This window comes from Endozoicomonas sp. NE40 (genome assembly GCF_040549045.1).
In the GTDB taxonomy this organism is placed as follows: Bacteria; Pseudomonadota; Gammaproteobacteria; order Pseudomonadales; family Endozoicomonadaceae; genus Endozoicomonas_A; species Endozoicomonas_A lisbonensis.
On the sequence record NZ_JBEWTB010000002.1, the window covers coordinates 1,761,733 to 1,784,405 of the forward strand.

Here is a 22,673-nt window from a genome sequence, read left to right on the forward strand (position 1 = left end):
TAATAATGAGCCATGTATTCATCAGTCAATTCAATGCTTAACCCAATGAAATGCATGACTCATTATCGATCTATACCGTTTAAACCCCGGTAATACGAATCAACAAGGAACTTTCCGGCTGTAAAACAGGCATCATTAATCCAACCTGTTCCAACAGCGCACCACTCATGGTGAATGATTCTTTCATCCAGGGCGGACACTGCTTCATGTAAATATCCGTCGAGCTGTTTTCCAGCACTTCTACCCTGTAAGTCGTGTCAGAATTCAAACCCGGTATTTTCAAAGGCGCAGCCAGCGCATATTCCGACATTTTGAATTGTGAATACATCAGCAGGGCTTCCTGCTGGTTCTCACTCACCACACCCCATGCCTGGGTTTCCTTCACATCGGTGTCACAACGGAAATGCTGTCCCGTATGCAGAAGACCCCGGAAGGATTTATGCAGTTCAATGTATTTGGCAAAAGCCTGCTTCTCTTCTTCCGATGCGCTGGCAGGGTCCAGCTCAACCCCCATATGCCCAAACAGTGCCGTTATGCCGCGGAAATGACCGTTATGCTGACGCCCTGTGGTATGGCAAAGCTTCGCACCAATATGCGCACCGGTGATTTCCAGTGGGAAGAAGTAACTGGCACCACGCTGAATAGCCTGACGCTCCAGGGCATCGTTGCAGTCTGATGCCCAGAAACGATGAGTCCGACGCAGCACTTCATAATCCACACGACCACCGCCGCCTGAACAGGTTTCGATTTCCACCAGCGGGTGTTTTTCCCTGACAAAATCCACCAGACGGTAGTAAGCCTCTACCTGACCATGGAAGCCTGCCTTACCCTGATGGGTAGGCTGAACCAGTTCCCGGTTCATGTCCCATTTGATGTAACGAATGTCGTATTCCGACAACAATGCGTCCAGTCGGCCAGCAATAAACTCAAAGGCTTCCGGAATTTGCAGGTTCAGCACATACTGATTGCGAATCGTCACCTGATCATAACCTTCGGTGTGCAGCATCCATTCAGGGTGCTCACGGTAGAGGTCAGAATCCGGGCTGATCATTTCCGGCTCAAACCACAGGCCAAACTCCATGCCATGCTGTTTGACGCAGTCAATAATCGGCTGCAAACCTTCAGGGTACTTGCCGGTATCCAGATACCAGTCGCCCAGTGCCGCATTGTCACCATGACGTCCACGGAACCAGCCATCATCAATGATAAACCGCTCAACCCCGATTTCAGCGGAAGCACTCACCATTTTCAGGATGTATTCCGGATCGTGATCAAAGTAAATGCCTTCCCAGGTGTTCAGGTGAACAGGGCGGACTTTTTCAGGCTCAGGGAACGAGACAATCTCGGACCGCACATGGCGATGGAAGTTCTGACTGATACCGTTCAGACCTTCACAGCTGAACGTACTGTAGAGGGTAGGTGTTGTATAACGTTCACCGCTGGCCAGAGTCATTTCACCCGGCATTAACAGTTCGCCTGCCTGAAGATAACGACGTCCGTCGCTCATTGCCTCGGCATGGAAACGATGGTTACCACTCCAGCCAAGGTGGAAACCATAGACATTACCCGCTGTTTCACTGAAACCCGCATCACCGATCATCATGCCCGGGAAGTGTTCGTGAGAAGTACGCCCACGACGATTTTCCAGGGTAAAACCACCACGATCCAGCGTCTTTCTTTCAGCCTGGAACTCATGGGTCCAGCGTCCCTGAAAATACTGGATTTCACGGGCTGTTACCGGCAGAGCCAGCGTATTGGTCAGTTTCTGAAGCTGGTAAGGTGTGCTGCCTTCATTGGTCAGTTCCAGATGAGATTCCAGAACGTCTGTTGCCGTATTCAGTGTCAGATGGATAGACAGTTTCAGCTCAGCCCTTGGATCACGACAGGAAAACACGACACTGTTTTTCTGTTGCAGAGCTTCCTCAACCGTAAACTCTGGCGACCAGTTATTGCCCTGCCGACTGCCCTCAAGACCCGGAGAGGTAAACAGGCCACGGGCGTGTTCGGGGCACAGAGACAACACGGTATCCGTATCAATACGAGCCTGAGGCACCGGGCGGTGGTTACCGTGAAAATAACCTTCAAGATCAGTGCCTTCGGGCAGTTTTTTACCCCAGTACAACATCTCGGGCAAACGCTGGTCAGCCTTGATGAGTACGCTGGTCGTATCGGTACTCAGATGGATCAATGGTTTAGTCATAACGGCGGCGTATATAAAAAGTCAGTGAAACGGGTGCTTCCCGACAGAGTGGGAAGCGCCCGTGTTAATCAGGCATAAGAGGCGTTTTTAAGGTCAGCGTCTTCCTCAAAACGCTTATCCAGACGATAGGTTTTCTTGTAAATCAGTGCACTCAGGGCCACCAGAATCGCTGGCACCAGCAGCATCAGAACTTTCAGACCCATAATGGTATCCGGTGTCTGAATTTCATTAGCAACATAGCCAACCAGTGTCAGACCGGAGCCAATCAGGAAGCCCGCCATGGCACCGGCTGCTTTTACCAACATGGTTTGAACCGAGAAAATAACGCTTTCACTGCGCATACCGGTCTTCTCTTCACCGTAGTCCACCACATCAGCCAGCATGACAGTAGACAGACCGTTAAACAGACCATTACCAAACTTCATTGCCGCACCGGCGATACCCACCAGAATGGCATTCTGTGGAGCAATCAGGCTGCCCATGTACAGAACCGCACAGCACAGAATCGGGAAACCGCAAGCCAGAGGCCACATGAAGCGACGGTTAACCACTTTGGAAATCCATGGGAAGAGGAAAATACCGGTAAATTCTGCAGCACCGGCCACCAGCATGAACATCGGGAACAGCGCTGGTTCACCAATAGCGTAAGAGAAGTAGTAGATACCAAAGCCGCCAATCAGCTGCATGGCAATATTAAACGACAGTACAAAACCAATCAGGGACTTCAGCTGATCGTTTTCACCGATAATCTTTTTAACATCACTGATCGTAAACTTCTCTTTGGCTACTTTGCCGCCGTCAGTCTTTTCCTTAACCCGGAAGAAAACCAGCAGGGCACTGGCAATAAACAGAACCGCAATGCAAATGCTCATCAGGAAGAAGCCGTGACCCTGATCACCACCACCCAGAACACCAACGGTATACAGACCATAGCCACCAACCAGCGTCCAGGCGATGCTGGCAAAAATACGGGGCCATACCACCAGATGTTCGCGCTCAGAGCGTTCAGAAGACAGGGAAGGAATAATGGACCAGTAAGGAATATCCATGATGGTGTACGTTACACCCCAGAGGATATAGGTCAGCGTCGCATAAATGTAAACAAAGGTTCCGTCATAACGATGCGCACTGAACAGCATGATCAGCACGACTGCATTAATCAGTGTACCAATCAATACCCAGGGGCGGAACTTGCCAAAACGGGAACGGGTATTATCGACAATCATCCCCATCAGAGGGTCGGTGAATGCATCAACAACCCTGGCGACCAGAAACAATGTACCCACAAACGCCGCCGATAGACCAACGACATCGGTGTAATAAAACATCAAAAAGATATAAATGGGTGCACAACCAAAGTCCTTACCCAGAGCTCCCAGCCCGTAAGAAAATTTGGTGCCCAGCGAGATATGCTGGTTTTCAGCGTGCGTACTCATTACCCGTTTTACCCCCAAAAAAAGTGATAAGTAACCTTCAACTTTCACCACACAACTGGTGAAAAAAGAATTCTTTGATCGCGACTTTAAATAGCGACTTTAAATAGCAACTGTAGATAGCGACCGGGAATCACCAAAAACGGTGACCCCGATCCCACACAACTCAGGACAATTCAAACTGCCATTGATAGAAAGAGTCTTTCAGCTGGTATTCAGGACGAATGCTCGGTGACCAGGAATCATCACCACCAATCCCCATGTGAAAACCATCCAGATAAACAAACAACCCTTCACACTCTTCCAGTTCATTGGTGTGCAGCGCTTTCGCCAGTTGCGCCTGACCATAAGGGCTGACACTGAACTGAAAGTCACCTTTCACCGTTGCACCGCCGAGCGATAAGTGACGTGTATCGCAACGAAGACCATTCTCGCTCGGGAAAATATACGGCGTGTGCATGGCAGCAGGTGTTTCTGACCAGACACCAAAGTCTGCACTCAGCTTACGGTCCGGGTAGTTCTCGTGAGGACCACGCCCCTGCCAGGTCACTGTGTCGGGCTTCTGCTTCAGGCGCAGGCTGGCTCCGACCCGTGGCACAGGCGGTAAAGATGGATCAAGCTGAACGTCAACGGCAATGATGGCTTCGCCATCAACCGTGAACTGATAAGTCCATGACGTTTTGATAATCGGGTGCTTCGCCTGCTCATCGGCAAAGTATTCATGATGGGCAGTCACTGTTCCCCGTTCATGGTCACAGTGAGTCTCAACACACCGATGCACCAGGTTAAACAGGCCGGCTCTCTGCCAGCGTGCCATCCAGGCATTCGGGTCCGGCCGGTCCACTTCACTGACACCAATATCGTTATCCAGTGGTGCTCGGAAGAAGTTATCCTGCACAGGCGCAAGCAGTTGCTCTTCGTGGTTTTTAATCCAGCTGTTCAACTGACCTGTCGTCTTGTTCAACAGCCACTGGCTGTTGCCAGCCGTAATGGAATAATCGGTTTCGGACTCAGCAATCACGGCTGATTCTCTACGGACATCCATACGATTAACAGTCAGTGATTCACGCAGCATGAATTGCTGACGAGCGATTTCATGACCTGCTTCTGACCACGCCGTTGCTTCGGTTTGAGTAATGACTACGTTCAGACGTGGCAGAGCCCCGGTCACATTGTCAGGAGTCTCGATACTGATCTGCTGACGTTGACCCGGCGCAATGTCCAGTACGGTCTCACCGCTGGCTAACCGTTCTTCTCCGGCAATCAGCTCCCAGCTCAACCGATGATTGTCTGTTCCGACAAAGCAGTACTCACTGACGATATCCAGTGTAAGACTGTCGTCTTCTGTTAGTTCAAAAGTGAAAGGCTGCTGCGCCCGTTTCGCTTCATAAAGGGTCGGATGAGGCGTTTTATCCGGGAATACCAGACCATTAATGCAGAACTGCCGATCGTTGATTTCATCGCCAAAGTCACCGCCATAAGCCCAATAGTGCTTGCCATTGTCATCGTATTTATCCAGCCCCTGATCAACCCAGTCCCAGATAAATCCACCCTGCAACCGATCATGTTTGCGGAACGCTTCCCAGTATTCGGCAAAGCCACCCAGACTGTTACCCATGGCATGAGCGTATTCGCACAAAATTATCGGACGGTTTTCGTTGGCTAACCCGACCCACTTGTTCAACGCCCACTTCGGTTCGTCATAGCACGGCTGGGGGAGATCCTGATCAGTACGGGCATACATTGGGCAGATGATGTCTGTTGCTGCGGTATTGGAACCGCCACCTTCATACTGCACCGGACGGGAAGGGTCAGTCCGTTTGATCCACTGGTACATAGCATCATGGGCTGCACCGTAACCGGACTCATTGCCCAGTGACCAGATAATAATGGACGGATGGTTGAAGTCCCGCGCCACCATTCGGGTTGTGCGCTCCATAAATGCACTCAACCAGCGAGGATCATCGGCCAGCTTACCCATTGGGTTCATGCCGTGGGTTTCAATGTTGGCTTCATCGACTACATATAAACCCAACTCGTCGCATAATTCATAAAATGCTGGCTGGTGAGGGTAGTGAGAACAGCGCACGGCATTGAAGTTACTCTGCTTGATCAGCAGCAGATGCTCCCTGACATCGTCAACGGTTTCAAAGTGGCCGGTGGCAGGGTTGTGTTCGTGCTTGTTAACACCACGGATCATCAGTGGTGAGCCGTTCAGGGTTAACAAGCCATTTTTAATTTCAACTTTACGGAAACCGACATTGTAAGCTTCTGTTTCAAACGCTTTACCGCTGGCATCGACCAGGGTAACGGTCAGACGATACAGGTTAGGCTCTTCAGCGCTCCATAATGTTGGAGAAGCAATATCAACGTCGATAATGCAGCGATCATCGTACCCGCCTTTTTCATCAACCGGGCCGGTTCCTACTGGCTGGGTCTTTGTGCAAACGACGGTTTGCCCCGAATAGAGCGTGGTTCGAACAGACAGGTCTTCACTCTGACAGGTATCAACGACAATGTTCAGAGAACCGTGTTCATAGCCGTGATCCAGATCCGGTGTGATACGCACATCGGTGATATGGCTGGCAGGCTTGTTCAGCAGGGTCACAGAGCGATAAATACCACTGAGCCACCACATATCCTGGTCTTCCAGATAGCTGCCATCGGACCAGCGAATCACCATAACGCACAGGCGGTTTTCTCCGGGCTGCAGATAAGACGACAGATCAAATGCAGCAGGCAGACGGCTGTCCTGCGAGTAACCCACCATCGCACCATTGCACCAGAGATAAAAGGCACTGTTTACCCCGTCAAAAATAATGCGGGTCTGGCTATTGGCTTCCCAGTTTTCTGGTAACTGGAAAGTCGTTGAGTAACAACCGGTTGGGTTTTCCTCAGGAACAAAGGGAGGCTTGCACGGGAATGGGTATTTAACGTTGGTGTAAATGGGTTTGTCATGACCCTGGGTCTGCCAGTTGCCGGGAACCTTTATGGTGCCTGACTCTGCAATACCCTTTTCAGGAAAACTGGCAGGCACGGCTTCCGGTGAAGGAAATAAGCCAAAGCTCCAGTCACCATCCAAAGAGATTTTTCTGTCACTGGACACACCATTTAATGCAGAAGTTTCTGATGACCAGCTTTGCAATGGTGAATGCGCTTTCAAGCGATTCCAAGAGGTTATTTCTGGATTTTCCCAATCCCGGCGAATCAACAAACTCATTATTTACTCTGTAATCAGTCGCTTTATGTAACGTTACACTCAACCTAACGGGAGCAATTTGACGAAAATTACTTCAGCCCAATGCAACCGCACTGCGCAGACCCGACCACTTCAGTGCCGCTCATACGTTTTCAAAAGCGATCATAAGCACAACCGCAAACGAACATACTGACACAGATCAATCCCATGTAACGATTACATTGAAAAAGTAAAGAAACCTCAAAAGTCTTAATTTCATTGACAATAGGGATGTAACGATTACATACAGACTCTAAGATGGGCTACACAGGCTGAACCAGCCTGACCTGGAGGATTAACATTCTTTCTCAAACCGGATGACCTGCGGTCATGTTGAAAAAGCTGTCGTTTTAATAACGAGCACTGGTTTGCAACCGAATACTTCAGAGGGTATAAAACACCGGCTCGGGAAAAGCACGGGCCTTTCTATCGGATTGGCTGATAAGTGCTGGCCGAAAAACGAATAGTTAATGGAAAAGTATGGTTTCGATAAAGGATGTTGCCAGAGAGGCGAATGTGTCTACGGCAACCGTATCAAGGGTTATCAATCGCCAGTCGAATACAAGCAGTGCAGTGACCACTGCCGTTCATCAGGCTATCGCCAAACTGGGTTACAAAACCAGTAGCAATAAACATTCAGCAGGCCTGATTGGTGTCATGGTTTCTGATGTATCGGAACCTTTTTTTGGCCAGATAATCAAGGGGGTAGAAAATGTTGCCCGCCAAAACGACAAACGTCTTCTCGTTCTGAGTAGTCAGTACAGTGCCGACACTGAGCGCCAGACCATAAAGCAGTTACTGAATCACTGTGATCATGCCATTGTCCACACTAAATGGCTGACGGATGACGAGCTAATTGAATACGCCCGCCAGATGCCGGGGCTTATCTTGATTAACCGTTACATAAAATCCATCCGTCATCGCTGTATTGCACTGGATAATGTTCACGGTGGTTATATTGCAACCCGACACCTGTTGAACAAAGGCCATAGAAATATCGGCTACTTATGCTCTGAACAGAATATAGACGACGCCACTCATCGATTAATGGGTTATAAACAGGCATTGATGGAATTCGGCCTTGATATTGATGAGCAGTTTATTTCCCTCTGCTATCCTTCCGAGGAAGGTGGAAGACTGGGTACTTATAATCTGCTCGCCAAAAAGTTGCCCCTGACAGCCATTGTTACCTACAACGATATTATGGCGGCGGGTGCCCTGGCTGCTCTTGCAGAAAACGGAATCAAATGTCCGGACGATATATCCGTTGTCGGATTTGATGACCTGATTATTGCTGGCTATCTGAATCCAAAGCTATCGACTGTTCGCTATCCTGCTGCCGCCATGGCTGAACAGGCTGCCAGACTGTCGCTTAAGCTGACGGATCAGGGCGAATCTGGTCAATCTTCATTCATCAGTGAACATATTCTGATCCCCTCCTTTGTTGAGCGTAACAGTACTTCTGTGTGCACATCCCAAACGCCTGTTGTTTTCTGAAGGGCATTGTCTGACGGGAGATGTCTGACGGGAGATGTCTGACGCTACCATTTTTTGCTCTACCTGACTGGCTATACACAGATCGTCACAGCTAATCAATTTTCTGAAAATATTGAAAACATTTTCAATATTGATATAAATCAAATTACTGAACACCTCGCTCCGCTACGATAATCACAATATTAAACAGGTACGGACAATAATGAGATGAGTATTCTGGTCACAGGTGGAGCCGGTTATATTGGCAGCCATACATGCCTTGAGCTGTTGAAGGCTGGCTATGATGTTGTTGTCGTTGATAATTTATGTAACGCCAAGGAAGAGTCCCTGAAACGGGTGTCACATATTGCCGGTCGCGAAATTGTTTTCAAGAATGTTGATATTCGGGATGTTTCAGGACTGAGAAAAGTCTTTTCAGCGTTTTCCATTGATGCTGTCGTCCATTTTGCCGGCTTAAAAGCGGTAGGCGAATCGACAAAAATTCCAATGAAATATTACGACAACAATGTCAATGGTACCCGCTGTCTGCTGGAAGTCATGGATGAATTCGATGTGCGCCATCTGGTCTTCAGCTCATCAGCCACCGTGTACGGAGACCCTGAAACCGTTCCTGTCCGTGAAGATTCCCCTACCGGCACACCGACGAATCCTTATGGTCGCACCAAACTGGTGGTTGAGGAGATGCTGAGAGACCTGGCCGCTTCTGATGACCGCTGGAATTTCAGTCTGCTGCGCTACTTCAATCCGGTCGGTGCTCATGAAAGCGGCAGGATTGGTGAAGACCCTAACGGCATTCCCAACAACCTGATGCCTTTCATTGCCCAGGTCGCCGTTGGCAAGCGGGAAAAACTGAGTGTATACGGCGGTGATTATCCAACCGAAGACGGCACTGGCATTCGTGACTACATCCATGTTGTCGATCTGGCCGAGGGACATCTGGCAGCTCTGAAAACCCACTGGAACGATACCGGCGTTCATACCTACAACCTGGGAACCGGAAACGGTAGCAGTGTTCTGGAAATGCTAAGTGCTTTTGAGATCGCCTGTGGTCACAACATCCCTCACGAAATCGTTGCACGTCGACCAGGCGATATAGCGGAGTGTTTCGCAGACCCGGCGTATGCCAACGAAAAGCTGGGCTGGACTGCCACCCGGACGATTGCCGAAATGACCGCCGATACCTGGAAATGGCAAACCTCAAACCCGGAAGGCTACAGCGAATAAAGGAAGTTAATAATGTCTAAGGAATTTAACCCGATCGATCATCCACATCGCCGTTACAATCCGCTGACCGGTGACTGGATTCTGGTTTCCCCCCATCGTGCTAAACGACCATGGCAGGGACAGGTAGAAAAGACAGCTACCGACAATCGCCCGACCCACGACCCGGATTGTTATCTCTGTCCGGGTAATGAGCGAATTACCGGCGACAGTAATCCGGACTATACCCGGCCTTATGTGTTTGCCAATGATTTCCCGGCACTGCTGACCGATACGCCAGACGCTGACGGTGACTCTGACCTGTTCAGGTCTTCCGGAGCCCGTGGCGAGGCAAGAGTAATCTGCTTTTCTCCGGATCACAGTAAAACCCTGCCGCAGTTAAGTGTCGAAGAAATTCGACAGGTGGTGGATGTATGGTCTGAACAGGTGACAGAGCTGGGCAACCAGTACCCATGGGTGCAGCTGTTCGAAAACAAGGGTGCGGTAATGGGCTGTTCCAATCCACACCCCCATGGGCAGGTATGGGCCAGCAGTTTTCTGCCCAATGAAGCCCGCAAAGAAGACGACAACCAGAGACAGTGGCTGACGGACAAGCGCAGCAATATGCTGGTTGAATATGCCCTTAAAGAATCTGAATCCGGTGAACGGACGGTGGTTGAAAATGATGACTGGATTGCTGTTGTTCCGTACTGGGCAGCCTGGCCGTTTGAAACCCTGTTACTGCCTAAACGTCATATTCTGAGAATGCCGGATCTGAAAGACAGCGAACGTACGACACTGGCAGATATTCTCAAACGACTGACGACCAGATACGACAACCTGTTTCAGACTTCTTTCCCATACTCCATGGGCTGGCATGGTGCGCCGACAGAACAGGGCGACTGTGCGCAGGAGAACCATGAACACTGGCAACTGCATGCGCATTTTTATCCGCCACTGCTGCGTTCAGCCACTGTGCGCAAGTTTATGGTGGGCTTTGAAATGCTGGCAGAGTCCCAACGAGACCTGACGGCTGAACAGGCCGCTGAACGACTGCGTAATTTATCCGAAACCCATTACCTGAACGTCTGACAGAAACTCTTAATATAAATTCGGGATAGAAATAAAAGCCATGGAAATGAAACAACAACTGATTGCCCTGTTTGAAAAAACCTTTGGAGAACAGCCTGAGTTATTCTATCAAGCACCCGGCCGGGTCAACCTGATTGGCGAACATACCGACTACAATGACGGTTTTGTATTACCCTGCGCCATTGATTATCAGGCTATCATTGCCGCAACACCAAGAGATGATCAGAAGCTTGTTGTAACCGCAGCGGCATTTGACGGGCAGACCACTGAGTTTGAACTGTCTCTGCCTGTTGAGCCCAGTGAAGATGCTACCTGGAGCAACTATGTCAGAGGTGTGGCAACGGCCCTGCTGGAGCGTGGCCTGGCGCTGGAAGGTGCCAATATGGCTATCATCGGCAATGTGCCACAGGGTGCCGGACTCTCGTCGTCAGCCTGTCTGGAGGTTTGCACTGGCCTGGCACTGACCCGCATGTCCGGTCATGACGTCAGCCTGAAAGACCTGGCGTTAATTGGTCAGGAAGCTGAAAACAAATACGTTGGTGTTAACTGCGGCATTATGGACCAGATGGTTTCAGCCCGTGGTGAGGAAGGCCATGCCATGCTGCTGGACTGCCGCAGCCTGGATACCCGCTCTGTTGCCATACCGGAAGGCGCTGCGGTGGTGATTATCAACTCCAACAAAAAGCGTGGACTGGTTGATTCAGAATACAACACTCGTCGTCAGCAATGTGAGGCAGTGGCTAAACACTTTGAGGTGAAGGCGCTGAGGGATATCACCGTAGAGATGCTGGAAGCCCGCAAAGGTGAACTTGATGAAGTGGCTTACCGCCGGGCTCGCCATGTCGTCACTGAAGATGTACGAACCCTGGAAGCGGCTGAAGCCATGCCCAGAGGTGACCTGAAGCGTATGGGTGAACTGATGGCAGCCTCCCATATTTCCATGCGCGATGACTTTGAAATTACCGTACCGGAAATTGATGCCATTGTTGATATCGTCAAAGAAGTCATTGGTGAAGAAGGCGGCGTTCGTATGACGGGCGGTGGTTTTGGAGGTTGTGTCGTTGCTCTTGCTCCTGAGAGCAAAGTGGAAGCGATCAGGCAGGCAATTGACAGCCAGTATGAAACCGCTACCGGACTGGTTGCTGATATTTATGTGTGCAAAGCCAGCCAGGGTGCTTCTGCTCTTTAAAGAGTGAACGTGATCAATAAAAAGGCGTCTGCAATCCTTTTTATTCAATTGACAGCTTCCCACAATTTACGCCGGTTCTGACCGGCGTTTTTTTCCGCTTACTTTTTATGCCAGCTTTCTGCTTTTAACTATGACAACGACAATCAAACAAGAGCACTTCGGTCAAACCTCACAAGGTGAGGTCGTCACCCGTTACACACTGACAAACGCTCAGGGTACTGAAGTATCGATCCTGAATCTGGGTGGCATTATTCAGAGCCTGAAAACCGTGGACAAAAACGGTCATTTTGCTGATATTGTGCTGGGCTGCGATAACGTAGCAGACTACGAAAATCAGTCGGCTTACCTGGGCGCCCTGTGTGGTCGTTACGCTAACCGTATCAGGGAAGGTCAGTTAGTGATCGACGGCAGCCATTATCAGCTGGCCTGCAATAACGGGCCAAACCATTTGCATGGTGGTGATCAGGGATACAATCAGCGCATCTGGTCAGTCCGCGCAGAGCATGACAACTCTGAAGCCCGGCTGACTCTGCGTTATCAATCGCGGGACGGTGAGGAAGGTTATCCGGGCAACCTTGATATACAGGTGACCTACTGCCTGAATAGCCAGAATGAGCTGACTGTTAACTATCACGCGGTTACCGATAAGACAACTGTCGTTAACCTCACGAATCACTCTTATTTTAACCTTAAAGGCTCAGGGAACTGTCTCGAACATGAGTTGCAGTTATTTGCCGATTCTTTCGTGCCAACCAATGCATCGGCAATACCTTTTGGCGATATAAAGTCTGTCGCAGGGACACCCATGGATTTCAGAGAGCCTAAAGTGATCGGGCAGGATATTGATGCCGATGATCAACAGCTGCTACAGGCTCGTGGATACGACCATAGCTGGGTAGTCAATCAGGGGGATTCGCTGCTGAAGCCTTCTCCTCTAAAACAGTGCGCAGTGGTCATCGAGCCGGAAACTGGCCGAAGAATGACGGTAAAAACGACCCAGCCCGGCGTGCAGTTTTATACGGGCAACTTTCTGGATGGCCTGTCCGGAAAAGAAGGAAACCGCTATAACAAGCGAGATGGTTTCTGTCTGGAAACCCAGCATTTCCCGGACTCCCCCAACCAGGCCGACTTCCCCTCAACCGAACTGAAGCCCGGCGAGGTATACAACCACACAACGGTATTTGCTTTTGGTTTATCCAGCTAATTGAACAGCGCAAGGCACTGCAAACTCAGTGCCTTTTTTCAAACTGAACGCACGGATTCCCGGTCAATAATTTCGGGAGCAAACTCCAGCAAAGCGTTGTGTGACTCTTCCCCGTCACACAACGACAGCGCCAGCTCTGCTGACTGAGCAGCCATCTCTTCAATGGGATAGCGTACCGTTGACAGGCCCGGGTTCAGATACTTTGCCAGCAGAACATCATCAAAACCTAAAACAGAGACATCTCCGGGTACCTTAATTTTCTTCTCCCGAAGTGCCATCATGCAACCCGCTGCCATGGCGTCGTTATAAGCGAAGATGGCTGTAAAATCGACCTTGCGTTCCAGAAGCTCTACGGTCGCAAGATAGCCGCCTTTTTCATCGGGCAGATTATTAGCCACCAGCCTTCGGTCAGGCATGATTCCGTGACTGATCAGTGCTTCCTGATACCCTTGCAGACGCTGTCTGGCATCTTCCAGCTCAAGGTGTCTGGATTCGGCACCACGGGATAGAAAAGCGATTCGCCGGTGTCCATGTTCAATCAGGTAATTCGTTGCCATTTCACCCGCCTTAAGGTTGTCCAGGTGAATACAACGTCCTTCAAAACCGTGAATAAAACGATTAATTAATACGGCTGCAGGCTGGGAGTGCAACAGCTCCATCACATGATAATCAGCCAGGGATTTAGTATGAACAATCAGGGCATCGCAGCGTCGTTCAATCAGCGAGAGAATGGCTTTATGTTCCTGTTCAGGATTATGGTGTCCGGCACTGATTAACAACTGTTTGTCGTGGGCATTGGTAAGCTTTTCAACACCTTTCATTAACAGGCTGAAAAACGGGTCGCCCAGATCGCCGACGACCAGACCGATGGTATCGGATTTCTGGTTAACCAGTGCCTTGGCGAAGCTGTTGGGCTTATAATCCAGCTCAGACATTGCCCGCATGACGGCCTCTTTTTTCCTGTGAGCCACGCCAGCACTGTTATTGACAACCCGTGAAACCGTGGAGATAGATACTCCTGCCAGTCTGGCTACATCTTTTATATTTGCCACTTTGAACCTCTGAAACCACCGCTTTTATGATGGTATTCTGCCATAACAGGGCGTTAATACGCTGCCATCAATCAATAATTTGAAAATGTTTGCAAAAATGATCAGGGAGAGGTTCAGGAACCGGATGGAGGGGGTTGGGAGAAGGCTTTCCTTTTCCCAACGTTTCTTTTCTCAGCCAGATAGAAAGCTCAGGCGGTTTCCAGCAGATGTCCCAGCTTCCACACCTTGGTCGTTAAATACTTTTCATTATGAGGATTCTGACCCGTCTGGTGCTGCTGGCGTTCCACCACAGTAATACCCTGTTTAGTCAGGGCATCCACTTTGCGGGGGTTATTGGTCATCAGTATCAGCTGGCTGACTCCCAGGTGATCCAGCATGGCTTTGCACATATCGTACTTGCGCATATCCGCCGCAAAGCCTAACTCTTCGTTGGCCTCAACGGTATCACGCCCTTCATCCTGCAGATGATAAGCCCGAACCTTGTTCATCAGGCCAATACCGCGCCCCTCCTGACGCAAATACAGAATAACCCCGCGACCTTCCGCAGCAATTTTGCGCATGGCTGCCTCAAGCTGGGGGCCACAATCACAACGCATGCTGAACAGGGCATCGCCAGTCAAACATTCCGAATGAACCCGCGCGAGAACGGGACCGCCCTGACTCACATCACCCATGGTGAGAGCCAGATGCTCCTTGCCAGTGCCACTCTCTTCAAATCCATGCATCATGAATTCGCCAAAGGGGGTGGGCAGGCGAGACTCTGCGACAAACCTTACAGACACTCACTACTCCTCAAAACAGTCGTGCTGGCAGATTGTACCAGCCCCTGACGATACAGGCGAGCAGCAGACAATCTACCGCCAAAGAATCAACAAGCTGCCCTGACGCTCAGAACTTTGCCTCAAGTACCATTACGCCCCGATCTTCACTGAAACGGACGTACCTGAGAAAACTCATACCTAGCAGAACTTTATCAGGGTAGCTCCCTTCAAGGATGGTTGCTTCAACATTATTCACCCGAATGCCACCCAGTGACACACTGGAAAGCGTTATCCGGTAAGCTGAAACCGTATCACTGGCCGTATCAACCAGCACCTTTTCACCGTCCCTGAAACGGATGCCCAGCCGGTCGGCATCCCGTGAATTCAGGGCCACCACGTTTGCCCCGGTATCCAGCAGCATATCTATCCTTCGACCATTGATACTGCCCTGATAAATATACTGGCCATTATTGCTGCGGGTAATACGCAGGCTTTTTACTTCGGGATCACTGATACCACCGCTGGTATCACGGCTAAGGGAAAATTTCTGTTTCCTGCCATCAATTTCCAGCACAGCCATCCTGCTGTGTGCATCGATCAGCCTTACACCACTGACAGCACGACCACCCACACGGAGAAGGTGTCGCTGACCATTGATATTCACCATTGCCCTGTCGGGAAACAATGCCACAACCCGAACGACTGTTGCCGTTGAATAAGCAGCGCCCGCCAACAAAAAAGCCGACAGTAAAAAAGAGAATAAGGTTCTCATTGTTATTATGCTGACCGAATTCCTTTCGGTTGCCATCCTCCCTGTGAATTAACTGGTTAACCCCAGATCGCTGCCAGAACCTGCATACAGACCAGTGCAAACAACCCGGCAATCACATCATCAATCATAATACCAAAGCCGCCTTTTACCTTTTTATCCAGCACACGGATAGGCCAGGGCTTGATGATGTCGAAAATACGGAACAGAACAAAACCAATAACCACCCACAGCCATCCTGCAGGCGCGGCAATCATGGTAATCCAGTACCCCACAAATTCATCCCAGACAATCCCCGGGTGGTCGTGTACTCCCAGGTCTCTGGAAGTACGGTCACAAATCCAGATACCCAGAATCATACTGACGACCAGCACCAGCAGGTAGTTCCACATGGGTAAATACTGCATCAGCAAATAAAAGGGTACCGCTGCCAGTGTGCCAAAGGTACCCGGTGCTTTTGGAGCCAGACCACTGCCAAGCCCGAAAGCCAGAAAATGCACAGGGTTAGACCAGACGGAAGGAGATCGGCTCATAACTTATCAATGTCGTATTCATTAAGCGTTTAGAAATGCCGGTAAGCGGCAGCGGATAAGGGTTGTCCTGTTGCACTATCACAGATGCCGTCAGCATCCGTAATACGACCAATACAGGTTACAGAACATTCTGCCCGAATCGCTTCAGGTAATTCCAGCGTTTTATGGGCAGGCCAGGTAAAACAGAGTTCGTAGTCATCGCCGCCGCTGAGGGCATAGCTCTGTGCTTTTTGTTTTCCGGCAACGTTTAGCAGTTGTGGCGACAGCGGCAATTGTTCAAGGTTCAGCTCTGCCCCGGCCTGACTGGCTTTAAGTGTATGCCCCAGATCGCCCAGCAGACCGTCAGAAACATCCAGCGCAGACGTAGCACCGTTTGCCGCCAGCCATTGCCCAAGCTTCACTCTTGGGGACGGCTGATAGTAACGCTGAAGCAAGTATTGAACAGAGGTATCTTCACAGTTTTGTGGATACAGTCCTTCCAGCACAGCCGGTAAAGCCCCCGCTGCATCTCCAAGACTTCCACTGACGTATATCAGGTCGCCCACCTTCGCGCCATTTCGTCGAAGCGCCTGACCTGAGGGAATCAGTCCCTGAACCTGAATGGAAATGGTCAGAGGCCCACGGGTCGTATCGCCACCAATCAGGGCCAGCCCCGAAGGTTGCGCCAGTGCCACCAGCCCGTCAGAAAACGCCTGTAACCAGTCAGTGTCAGACTCAGGCAGTGTCAGACCCAGGGTAAAACTGTGCGGCTCGGCACCCATCGCAGCAATGTCGCTGATATTCGTTGCCAGTGCGCGGTAGCCAAGCAGAAAAGGATCGCAGTGTTCAGGGAAGTGAACACCAGAAACCAGCGTGTCCAGCGATTGTGCCAGCTGCATGCCCTGAGGCACCGACAGCAGGGCGCAGTCGTCACCAATGCCAAGCACATCAGGCCGGGAAGATTGCAGTTCCGGACGATCAAAGAAATGTCGGATTAAATCAAACTCTCCAAGTGACATTTCTGTACTCCCTGTCAGGCAGGCTGGAAAAAGCGAAGTCCTCTCCAGCCTGCATACGAAAATAATCGGTTAACCTGAAGGATTAATCGATCACAGTCATTAAATAATTATTATGATTACGTCTTATCGCTTGCGGTGACTGCGCACTTCGTCTGCTCTTACACGCGGAGCCAGCTTATCCAGAATGCCGTTGATGTAGCGGTGGGAGTCCTGGGCGCCAAAGCGCTTGACCAGTTCAATGGCTTCGTTGATCACAACACGGTAAGGAACATCGGAGCGATGCATCAGTTCATAGCAACCGATACGCAAAGCAGCCACTTCCACCGGGTCCAGCTGGCTGATCGGGCGATCCAGCAGCGGGTTCATCGTGTCGTCCAGCGTGCTCATTTCACGAGGAATACCGTGCAACAGGGTGTGGAAGTAACCGTCGTCCACCTTGCTGAAATCATTGTCTGCACGGAACTGCATCTCAATGTCAGTCAGGGAAGACTTGGACATCTGCCACTGGTACAAAGCCTGCAGCGCCAGCTGACGGGCGCGACGACGCTCGGAAGGCTTTGGACGCTGGGCGTCCTTACGCCCGGCTTCCTGATTCAAAGAAGTCAATTCAGACCTCCAGCTTTTTCAGCAGAGACACCATTTCAAAAGCGGCCATGGCAGCCTCTTCACCTTTGTTGCCAGCCTTGGTGCCAGAGCGTTCAATCGCCTGCTCAATGGTGTCAACCGTCAGTACGCCAAAGCTCACCGGAATTTCGTATTCCAGGTTGACATGGGACAAACCTTTCACACATTCGTTGGCAACAAACTCAAAGTGTGGCGTACCACCACGGATAACAGCGCCCAGGGCAACGATGGCGTCGTACTGGCCGGTTTTAGCGACTTTCTTGACGGCCAGCGGGATTTCAACAGCACCCGGACAACGTACAACAGTGATATTCTCTTCCGGAATACCGTGACGGGTCAGGCTGTCCACCGCACCACTCAGCAGGCTTTCTACAACAAAAGCGTTCCAGCGGCCAACCACGATGGCGTATTTGCCACCATTAGGTTCCAGAGTGCCTTCAATGGTTTTTAAAGACATTTATTTTCCTCTCAATAATCCTGTGAAGGACTTAACCTTCGCAGGGAATATATTCGACAATTTCCAGATCAAAACCGGACAGCGCACCAAACTTCACCGGAGAACTCAGCAGGCGCATCTTGCCAACGCCCAGCTCACGCAAAATCTGGGAACCGGTGCCAATGGTCCGGTAAGCACCCGACATACCAACACCTGTGCGCCCTTCACTGAAGCGGTTAAGGGCAGTACCCAGATCCAGCTTGTGTTCATTATCCAGCAGAACAATAACGCCCTGGGATTCCTTAGCGATTTCCGCCATCGCCTTGTTCAGGGACCAGCTGCTGGCACCTTCACCGGAATGAGCAGACAGCAGGTCACGGAAGGGTTCCATGGCATGCACACGAACCATAACCGGCGTATCGGGAGTAATATAGCCCTTGCTCAACGCCAGGTGGGTATTTCCGCTGATGGTATCTTTGTAGACCGTCATATCAAACTGACCGAAATCGGTATCCAGTTTGCGTTTCTCAACCTGCTCCACGGTCTTTTCGTTCATGATCCGGTAATGGATCAGGTCCGCGATGGTACCAATCTTCAGATCGTGCTTTTCAGCAAAAAGCTCCAGGTCCGGACGACGGGACATGGAGCCATCTTCGTTCATGATCTCAATGATCGCTGCTGCCGGGGTCACTCCCGCCAGACGCGCCAGGTCACAACCGGCTTCAGTATGGCCAGCACGGCTCAACACGCCACCCGGACGAGCACGCAGTGGGAAGATATGCCCTGGCTGAACAATATCTTCCGGACGGGACAGGGAATCCACTGCCACGCAGATGGTTCGCGCCCGGTCATGGGCAGAAATGCCGGTGGTGACACCTTCAGCCGCCTCAATGGAGACAGTAAATGGCGTACCATAACCCGACTGGTTGTCGTCTGAGCTGACCATAGGTGGCAGACCCAGAAAATCGCAGCGTTCACCGGTCAGCGTCAGACACAGCAGTCCACGCGCCTCACGGGTCATGAAGTTAACGATCTCAGGAGTGATTTTTTCCGCGGCAATAATCAGATCGCCTTCATTTTCACGGTCTTCGTCATCCATCAGGATTACAGGCTTACCGAGACGAATGTCTTCGATAATTTCTTCGATGGAATTCAGCTGCATAACACCCCCGGAAAAAGATTCAGCCAGAAGGATTGTCCGGCTTGCAAAAACGCGTTCATTCTAACGGTTTACAAGCGTTAACAGAAGTCAGTCACAGAGCTTCAGCCATAAATAAGCCTCAGCGCATAAATCCGTGTTCTGCCAGAAAACCTGCTGTCAGGTTGGAAGCGGGTTCGGCCTGCTCGTCTTTCAGAGACGGGTCTAACAAGCGCTCCAGATAACGTGCCAGCAGATCAACCTCCAGATTCACCCGGGTTCCGGATCGGTAATGCGAGATAATGGTTTCTTGCTGGGTATGCGGCACAATATTCAGGGCAAAGCGACAACCATCTACCTTATTGACCGTCAGGCTGACACCATCAACCGTCACTGAGCCTTTGTGCGCAATATAACGAGCCAGCGCTTTCGGCGCTTCCAGCCAGTACACGCTGGAACGGGCAGCGGATTCTACAGAAACCACGCGCCCAACGCCATCCACATGACCACTGACCAGATGCCCCCCCAGTCTTGTGGTGGGTGTCAGCGCTTTTTCCAGGTTCAGGGGACTGCCAGCAGACAGTTTATCCAGGGTTGTGTATTCCAGGGTTTCCAGTGACACATCGGCCACATAACCGGAGCCTGTCAGTTCAACAACCGTCAGGCAGACTCCGTTGGTGGCAATACTGTCGCCCAGCTGTACATCAGACAAATCCAGCTTGCCAGAGTCAACCGTCATACGCAGGTCGCCCTGACGTTTTTCTGCCGACTGCAAACGCCCTACTGCTTCAATAATTCCGGTAAACATTACTTACTCCTTAAATAGCTACTTTTTAAATAACTACTTTGATAGCTATCTTGATAGCTCCTTAATCGTTTTTTGGAAAGGCGGTGATTTTCCAGTCATTACCCACCGCCCGGATATCGGTAATGTTCAGGTTCAGTTTTTCCGACATGCTGGTGAAAGGCATTTCCATAAGCGGGCGGGCATCAGACCCCATCAGTGTCGGTGCCATAAAGACAATCAGTTCATCCACCAGCCCCTGCTGCATCATGGCACCCGCCAGCGTAGCACCGGTTTCCAGCAATACATCATTGATATCTTTTGTGACCAGAATTTCCAGCATCTGCTCAAGGTTGATTCGCCCATCGTGAGAGTCGAGCATCAACACTTCGGCACCCGCTTCCTCCAGCGCCCGCTTACGGGCTTTCTCTGCCTGCACCGAGCAGAAGATCATCACATCTCCCGGACCTGTCACCACCCTGGCATCGACCGGTGTCTGCAGACGGGAATCCAGTACCACTCGAAGGGGTTGTGTCTGCACCAGCTCAGCGGCTTCCGGTAATTTCAACTCGCCTTCTCTCAGGGTGAGTGCTGAATCATCATGAAGAATTGATCCAACCCCAGTCACTACAGCGCCACTGAGCGCACGCAGACGCTGCACTTCACTGCGAGCCTGAGGCCCTGTAACCCACTTGGACTCACCACTGGCCATAGCTGTGCGGCCATCCAGGCTCATGGCCAGTTTGGCACGCACATAAGGACGACCGGTTTGCATACGTTTGATAAAGCCTGAATTCAAGGTTCTGGCTTCATCCTCCATGACCCCCAGCCGGGTTTTTATGCCTTTTTCTTTAAGCATGTTGATCCCACGACCAGCCACCTGCGGATTCGGATCCTGCATGGCAATCACCACCTCAGCCACTCCGGCTTTAATCAGTGCTTCGGCGCAGGGCGGTGTACGACCGTAATGACTGCAGGGTTCAAGGGTTACGTAAGCCGTTGCCCCTTTGGCCTGCGTACCTGCCATTGCCAGTGCATGAACCTCAGCATGGGGTTCTCCTGCACGCTGGTGATACCCTTCACCCACCACCTGATCCCCCTGCACAATAACGCAGCCAACACAGGGATTGGGTCGGGCGGTATAAAGCCCTTTACGTGCCAGCTCTATAGCCCGGGACATAAACAGGTGATCGGAAGCAGAGGCCATGGGTAACTCCGGCATACAGGTTTAAAAGTGGGTCATCATAACGTCTGACGAGGACGATCTCGATAGTTTGCTCTTAAAGATGACATGAACTTTCTGCTGAACAGGCAGTCAGATGATACAAATTTATAAAAAATAAGAGGGATTTTGTATGAAGTACTCAACCAATAAATTTTGCTTACTCATCCTGTCTTTTATTCTGGCGGCACTATCTACCACTCCAGCTGTCACTTATGCTGATGTTGCTGATAATGACAAGGTGCTTGATCTTACCGATTACGAAGCTCTTTTTCAGGCAAGGCAGGCGGCTGAGGATAATAAAGAGATTCAGGAGTATTCGTTTGCCGGTCAATTTCGTCAATTAAAGCAATTAGGTTTAATTCGGAATGAGAACCTGCAAGTCAATTCACTGCTTATAAAAGCTTATGTGCAAATGGAAGACCGCACTCCACAGAATCTCATTCAGGCTGCCAAAGCCCTTCGGTATGGAATACCCGTTCATGAGGGAATTGCCAGCGCCATTAAGCAGCAAAGTAATTTTGCTTACTACTCTTTATACACAGCCATGTACCTTGGAACATGGGGTTTATTCGGAGACCACAGAACACCGCTCTTTCAGACTGTTTATGACTGTAACGCATCTCCGGTTCTGCTCAACGGAGGCGGCATGTTAGAGTATGTTTCATCCTCATACACATCGGATGAACTAAAACTACAAACGCATTTTATGGAAGAGTGCAAAATGTCTGAACAAATGCAAATGCAGATAGATCAGACTGGTGTCCTGAAAGATGAGCTCAAGCGACTGGCAAGTGATTTTGACAATGTCACCCTGCGGGATATAAGTCTGGGAAAAACAGAGCTATACCCCTTTCTACTTATATATGATGATGAACCCTCAAAATCAATGGCCGCTATAAAAAGCACCATTGTTAACGCTCGCCAGAACGAAGGGATGATGTTTCTTTTAATGTTCAAAGGGAAAAGAAAGTATCAGTTTTTTCTTTTAGGTGCCTATAAGGAAAAGCTTAATCTCTTTTATGTAGCTGATGACAAGCGCCCGACACCAGTCACTGCTTTCAGTATGCCAAAAGATGTTAATGAGTATACGATTGCCCAAGCCGTTCATTTGATGATGAATGGCAAAAAAGAAAGAGATCGCGTTCCAACTTTGGACAGTTCAGTCATGATGCTGAACAGTAAAACTGCTTCCCACTATATATCCTGGCCAGACGGTAACCTACAGGCTGAACCCTAGCGAGCCGACAACTCTGGCTTATTGGCACCTCCAGCAGGTGTGATCTCAAAATCTACGAGGTCA

19 protein-coding genes are annotated in these 22,673 nt (G+C 50.3%); 6 read left to right on the forward strand and 13 right to left on the reverse strand.

Annotated features, from left to right (window positions below):
* Nucleotides 1-79: 79 nt before the first annotated feature.
* From V5J35_RS08940 to V5J35_RS08950, 3 genes are all read right to left on the reverse strand, one after another.
* Nucleotides 80-2,200: an alpha-galactosidase gene (locus tag V5J35_RS08940; RefSeq protein WP_354010918.1), complete on the reverse strand. Its 2,121-nt coding sequence runs from the start codon at nt 2,198-2,200 to the stop codon at nt 80-82.
* 68 nt (nt 2,201-2,268) lie between these two features.
* Complete coding sequence (melB, locus tag V5J35_RS08945) at nt 2,269-3,636, reverse strand: melibiose:sodium transporter MelB (protein ID WP_354010919.1); 1,368 nt, start codon at nt 3,634-3,636, stop codon at nt 2,269-2,271.
* 163 nt (nt 3,637-3,799) lie between these two features.
* Nucleotides 3,800-6,853: a beta-galactosidase gene (locus V5J35_RS08950; RefSeq protein WP_354010920.1), complete on the reverse strand. Its 3,054-nt coding sequence runs from the start codon at nt 6,851-6,853 to the stop codon at nt 3,800-3,802.
* Between the two features lie 498 nt (nt 6,854-7,351).
* On the opposite strand from V5J35_RS08950, the gene V5J35_RS08955 reads away from it, so the two are divergent.
* From V5J35_RS08955 to V5J35_RS08975, 5 genes are all read left to right on the forward strand, one after another.
* Nucleotides 7,352-8,368, forward strand: a complete 1,017-nt coding sequence (locus V5J35_RS08955) for a LacI family DNA-binding transcriptional regulator (RefSeq protein WP_354010921.1) — start codon at nt 7,352-7,354, stop codon at nt 8,366-8,368.
* 207 nt (nt 8,369-8,575) lie between these two features.
* The gene (galE, locus tag V5J35_RS08960) at nt 8,576-9,592 is read left to right on the forward strand and encodes a UDP-glucose 4-epimerase GalE (RefSeq protein ID WP_354010922.1); all 1,017 of its coding nucleotides are present in this window, start codon (nt 8,576-8,578) and stop codon (nt 9,590-9,592) included.
* A gap of 12 nt (nt 9,593-9,604) precedes the next feature.
* On the forward strand, nt 9,605-10,660 hold the full coding sequence (locus V5J35_RS08965; protein ID WP_354010923.1) for a UDP-glucose--hexose-1-phosphate uridylyltransferase: 1,056 nt from the start codon (nt 9,605-9,607) through the stop codon (nt 10,658-10,660).
* A gap of 40 nt (nt 10,661-10,700) precedes the next feature.
* Entirely contained in the window at nt 10,701-11,849 is a 1,149-nt protein-coding gene (gene galK / locus V5J35_RS08970; protein WP_354010924.1) for a galactokinase, read from the forward strand.
* A gap of 130 nt (nt 11,850-11,979) precedes the next feature.
* Nucleotides 11,980-13,053, forward strand: a complete 1,074-nt coding sequence (locus tag V5J35_RS08975; protein ID WP_354010925.1) for an aldose epimerase family protein — start codon at nt 11,980-11,982, stop codon at nt 13,051-13,053.
* A gap of 38 nt (nt 13,054-13,091) precedes the next feature.
* On the opposite strand, the gene V5J35_RS08980 is transcribed toward V5J35_RS08975, so the two are convergent.
* From V5J35_RS08980 to ribD, 10 genes are all read right to left on the reverse strand, one after another.
* Entirely contained in the window at nt 13,092-14,105 is a 1,014-nt protein-coding gene (locus tag V5J35_RS08980) for a LacI family DNA-binding transcriptional regulator (RefSeq protein ID WP_354010926.1), read from the reverse strand.
* Between the two features lie 188 nt (nt 14,106-14,293).
* On the reverse strand, nt 14,294-14,887 hold the full coding sequence (gene ribA, locus V5J35_RS08985) for a GTP cyclohydrolase II (RefSeq protein WP_354010927.1): 594 nt from the start codon (nt 14,885-14,887) through the stop codon (nt 14,294-14,296).
* A 106-nt stretch (nt 14,888-14,993) separates the two neighbouring features.
* A complete protein-coding gene (locus V5J35_RS08990) occupies nt 14,994-15,638 on the reverse strand; it encodes a TIGR02281 family clan AA aspartic protease (RefSeq protein WP_354010928.1) in 645 nt (214 codons plus the stop codon).
* Nucleotides 15,639-15,694: 56 nt separating this feature from the next.
* Nucleotides 15,695-16,168 (reverse strand): phosphatidylglycerophosphatase A family protein, encoded by a 474-nt coding sequence (locus V5J35_RS08995; RefSeq protein ID WP_354010929.1) that lies wholly within the window; start codon nt 16,166-16,168, stop codon nt 15,695-15,697.
* 29 nt (nt 16,169-16,197) lie between these two features.
* Entirely contained in the window at nt 16,198-17,166 is a 969-nt protein-coding gene (gene thiL / locus V5J35_RS09000) for a thiamine-phosphate kinase (RefSeq protein ID WP_354016320.1), read from the reverse strand.
* A gap of 123 nt (nt 17,167-17,289) precedes the next feature.
* Nucleotides 17,290-17,763, reverse strand: coding sequence for a transcription antitermination factor NusB (gene nusB, locus V5J35_RS09005; RefSeq protein WP_354011384.1), 474 nt, complete (start codon nt 17,761-17,763; stop codon nt 17,290-17,292).
* A gap of 10 nt (nt 17,764-17,773) precedes the next feature.
* On the reverse strand, nt 17,774-18,247 hold the full coding sequence (gene ribH / locus V5J35_RS09010) for a 6,7-dimethyl-8-ribityllumazine synthase (protein WP_354010930.1): 474 nt from the start codon (nt 18,245-18,247) through the stop codon (nt 17,774-17,776).
* 31 nt (nt 18,248-18,278) lie between these two features.
* Nucleotides 18,279-19,388 carry a bifunctional 3,4-dihydroxy-2-butanone-4-phosphate synthase/GTP cyclohydrolase II gene (ribBA, locus tag V5J35_RS09015; protein ID WP_354010931.1) on the reverse strand — a complete coding sequence of 370 codons (1,110 nt, stop codon included), beginning with the start codon at nt 19,386-19,388 and terminating at the stop codon, nt 18,279-18,281.
* A gap of 118 nt (nt 19,389-19,506) precedes the next feature.
* The gene (locus V5J35_RS09020) at nt 19,507-20,172 is read right to left on the reverse strand and encodes a riboflavin synthase (protein ID WP_354010932.1); all 666 of its coding nucleotides are present in this window, start codon (nt 20,170-20,172) and stop codon (nt 19,507-19,509) included.
* 61 nt (nt 20,173-20,233) lie between these two features.
* Complete coding sequence (gene ribD / locus V5J35_RS09025; RefSeq protein WP_354010933.1) at nt 20,234-21,355, reverse strand: bifunctional diaminohydroxyphosphoribosylaminopyrimidine deaminase/5-amino-6-(5-phosphoribosylamino)uracil reductase RibD; 1,122 nt, start codon at nt 21,353-21,355, stop codon at nt 20,234-20,236.
* A 148-nt stretch (nt 21,356-21,503) separates the two neighbouring features.
* Here ribD and V5J35_RS09030 point away from each other — a divergent pair, with 148 nt between their 5' ends.
* The gene (locus V5J35_RS09030) at nt 21,504-22,610 is read left to right on the forward strand and encodes a hypothetical protein (RefSeq protein WP_354010934.1); all 1,107 of its coding nucleotides are present in this window, start codon (nt 21,504-21,506) and stop codon (nt 22,608-22,610) included.
* The last annotated feature ends 63 nt before the right edge of the window (nt 22,611-22,673 follow it).

Bases quoted from the DNA above. Each gene is read 5' to 3' on its own strand.
- galK (WP_354010924.1), top strand. From the start codon at position 10,701: ATGGAAATGAAACAACAACTGATTGCCCTGTTTGAAAAAACCTTTGGA.
- V5J35_RS08950 (WP_354010920.1), bottom strand. From the start codon at position 6,853: ATGAGTTTGTTGATTCGCCGGGATTGGGAAAATCCAGAAATAACCTCT.
- V5J35_RS08965 (WP_354010923.1), top strand. From the start codon at position 9,605: ATGTCTAAGGAATTTAACCCGATCGATCATCCACATCGCCGTTACAAT.
- V5J35_RS08995 (WP_354010929.1), bottom strand. From the start codon at position 16,168: ATGAGCCGATCTCCTTCCGTCTGGTCTAACCCTGTGCATTTTCTGGCT.
- V5J35_RS09020 (WP_354010932.1), bottom strand. From the start codon at position 20,172: ATGTTTACCGGAATTATTGAAGCAGTAGGGCGTTTGCAGTCGGCAGAA.
- V5J35_RS08940 (WP_354010918.1), bottom strand. From the start codon at position 2,200: ATGACTAAACCATTGATCCATCTGAGTACCGATACGACCAGCGTACTC.
- ribH (WP_354010930.1), bottom strand. From the start codon at position 18,247: ATGTCTTTAAAAACCATTGAAGGCACTCTGGAACCTAATGGTGGCAAA.
- V5J35_RS08955 (WP_354010921.1), top strand. From the start codon at position 7,352: ATGGTTTCGATAAAGGATGTTGCCAGAGAGGCGAATGTGTCTACGGCA.
- ribD (WP_354010933.1), bottom strand. From the start codon at position 21,355: ATGGCCTCTGCTTCCGATCACCTGTTTATGTCCCGGGCTATAGAGCTG.
- galE (WP_354010922.1), top strand. From the start codon at position 8,576: ATGAGTATTCTGGTCACAGGTGGAGCCGGTTATATTGGCAGCCATACA.
- V5J35_RS09030 (WP_354010934.1), top strand. From the start codon at position 21,504: ATGAAGTACTCAACCAATAAATTTTGCTTACTCATCCTGTCTTTTATT.
- ribBA (WP_354010931.1), bottom strand. From the start codon at position 19,388: ATGCAGCTGAATTCCATCGAAGAAATTATCGAAGACATTCGTCTCGGT.
- melB (WP_354010919.1), bottom strand. From the start codon at position 3,636: ATGAGTACGCACGCTGAAAACCAGCATATCTCGCTGGGCACCAAATTT.
- V5J35_RS08975 (WP_354010925.1), top strand. From the start codon at position 11,980: ATGACAACGACAATCAAACAAGAGCACTTCGGTCAAACCTCACAAGGT.
- V5J35_RS08990 (WP_354010928.1), bottom strand. From the start codon at position 15,638: ATGAGAACCTTATTCTCTTTTTTACTGTCGGCTTTTTTGTTGGCGGGC.
- thiL (WP_354016320.1), bottom strand. From the start codon at position 17,166: ATGTCACTTGGAGAGTTTGATTTAATCCGACATTTCTTTGATCGTCCG.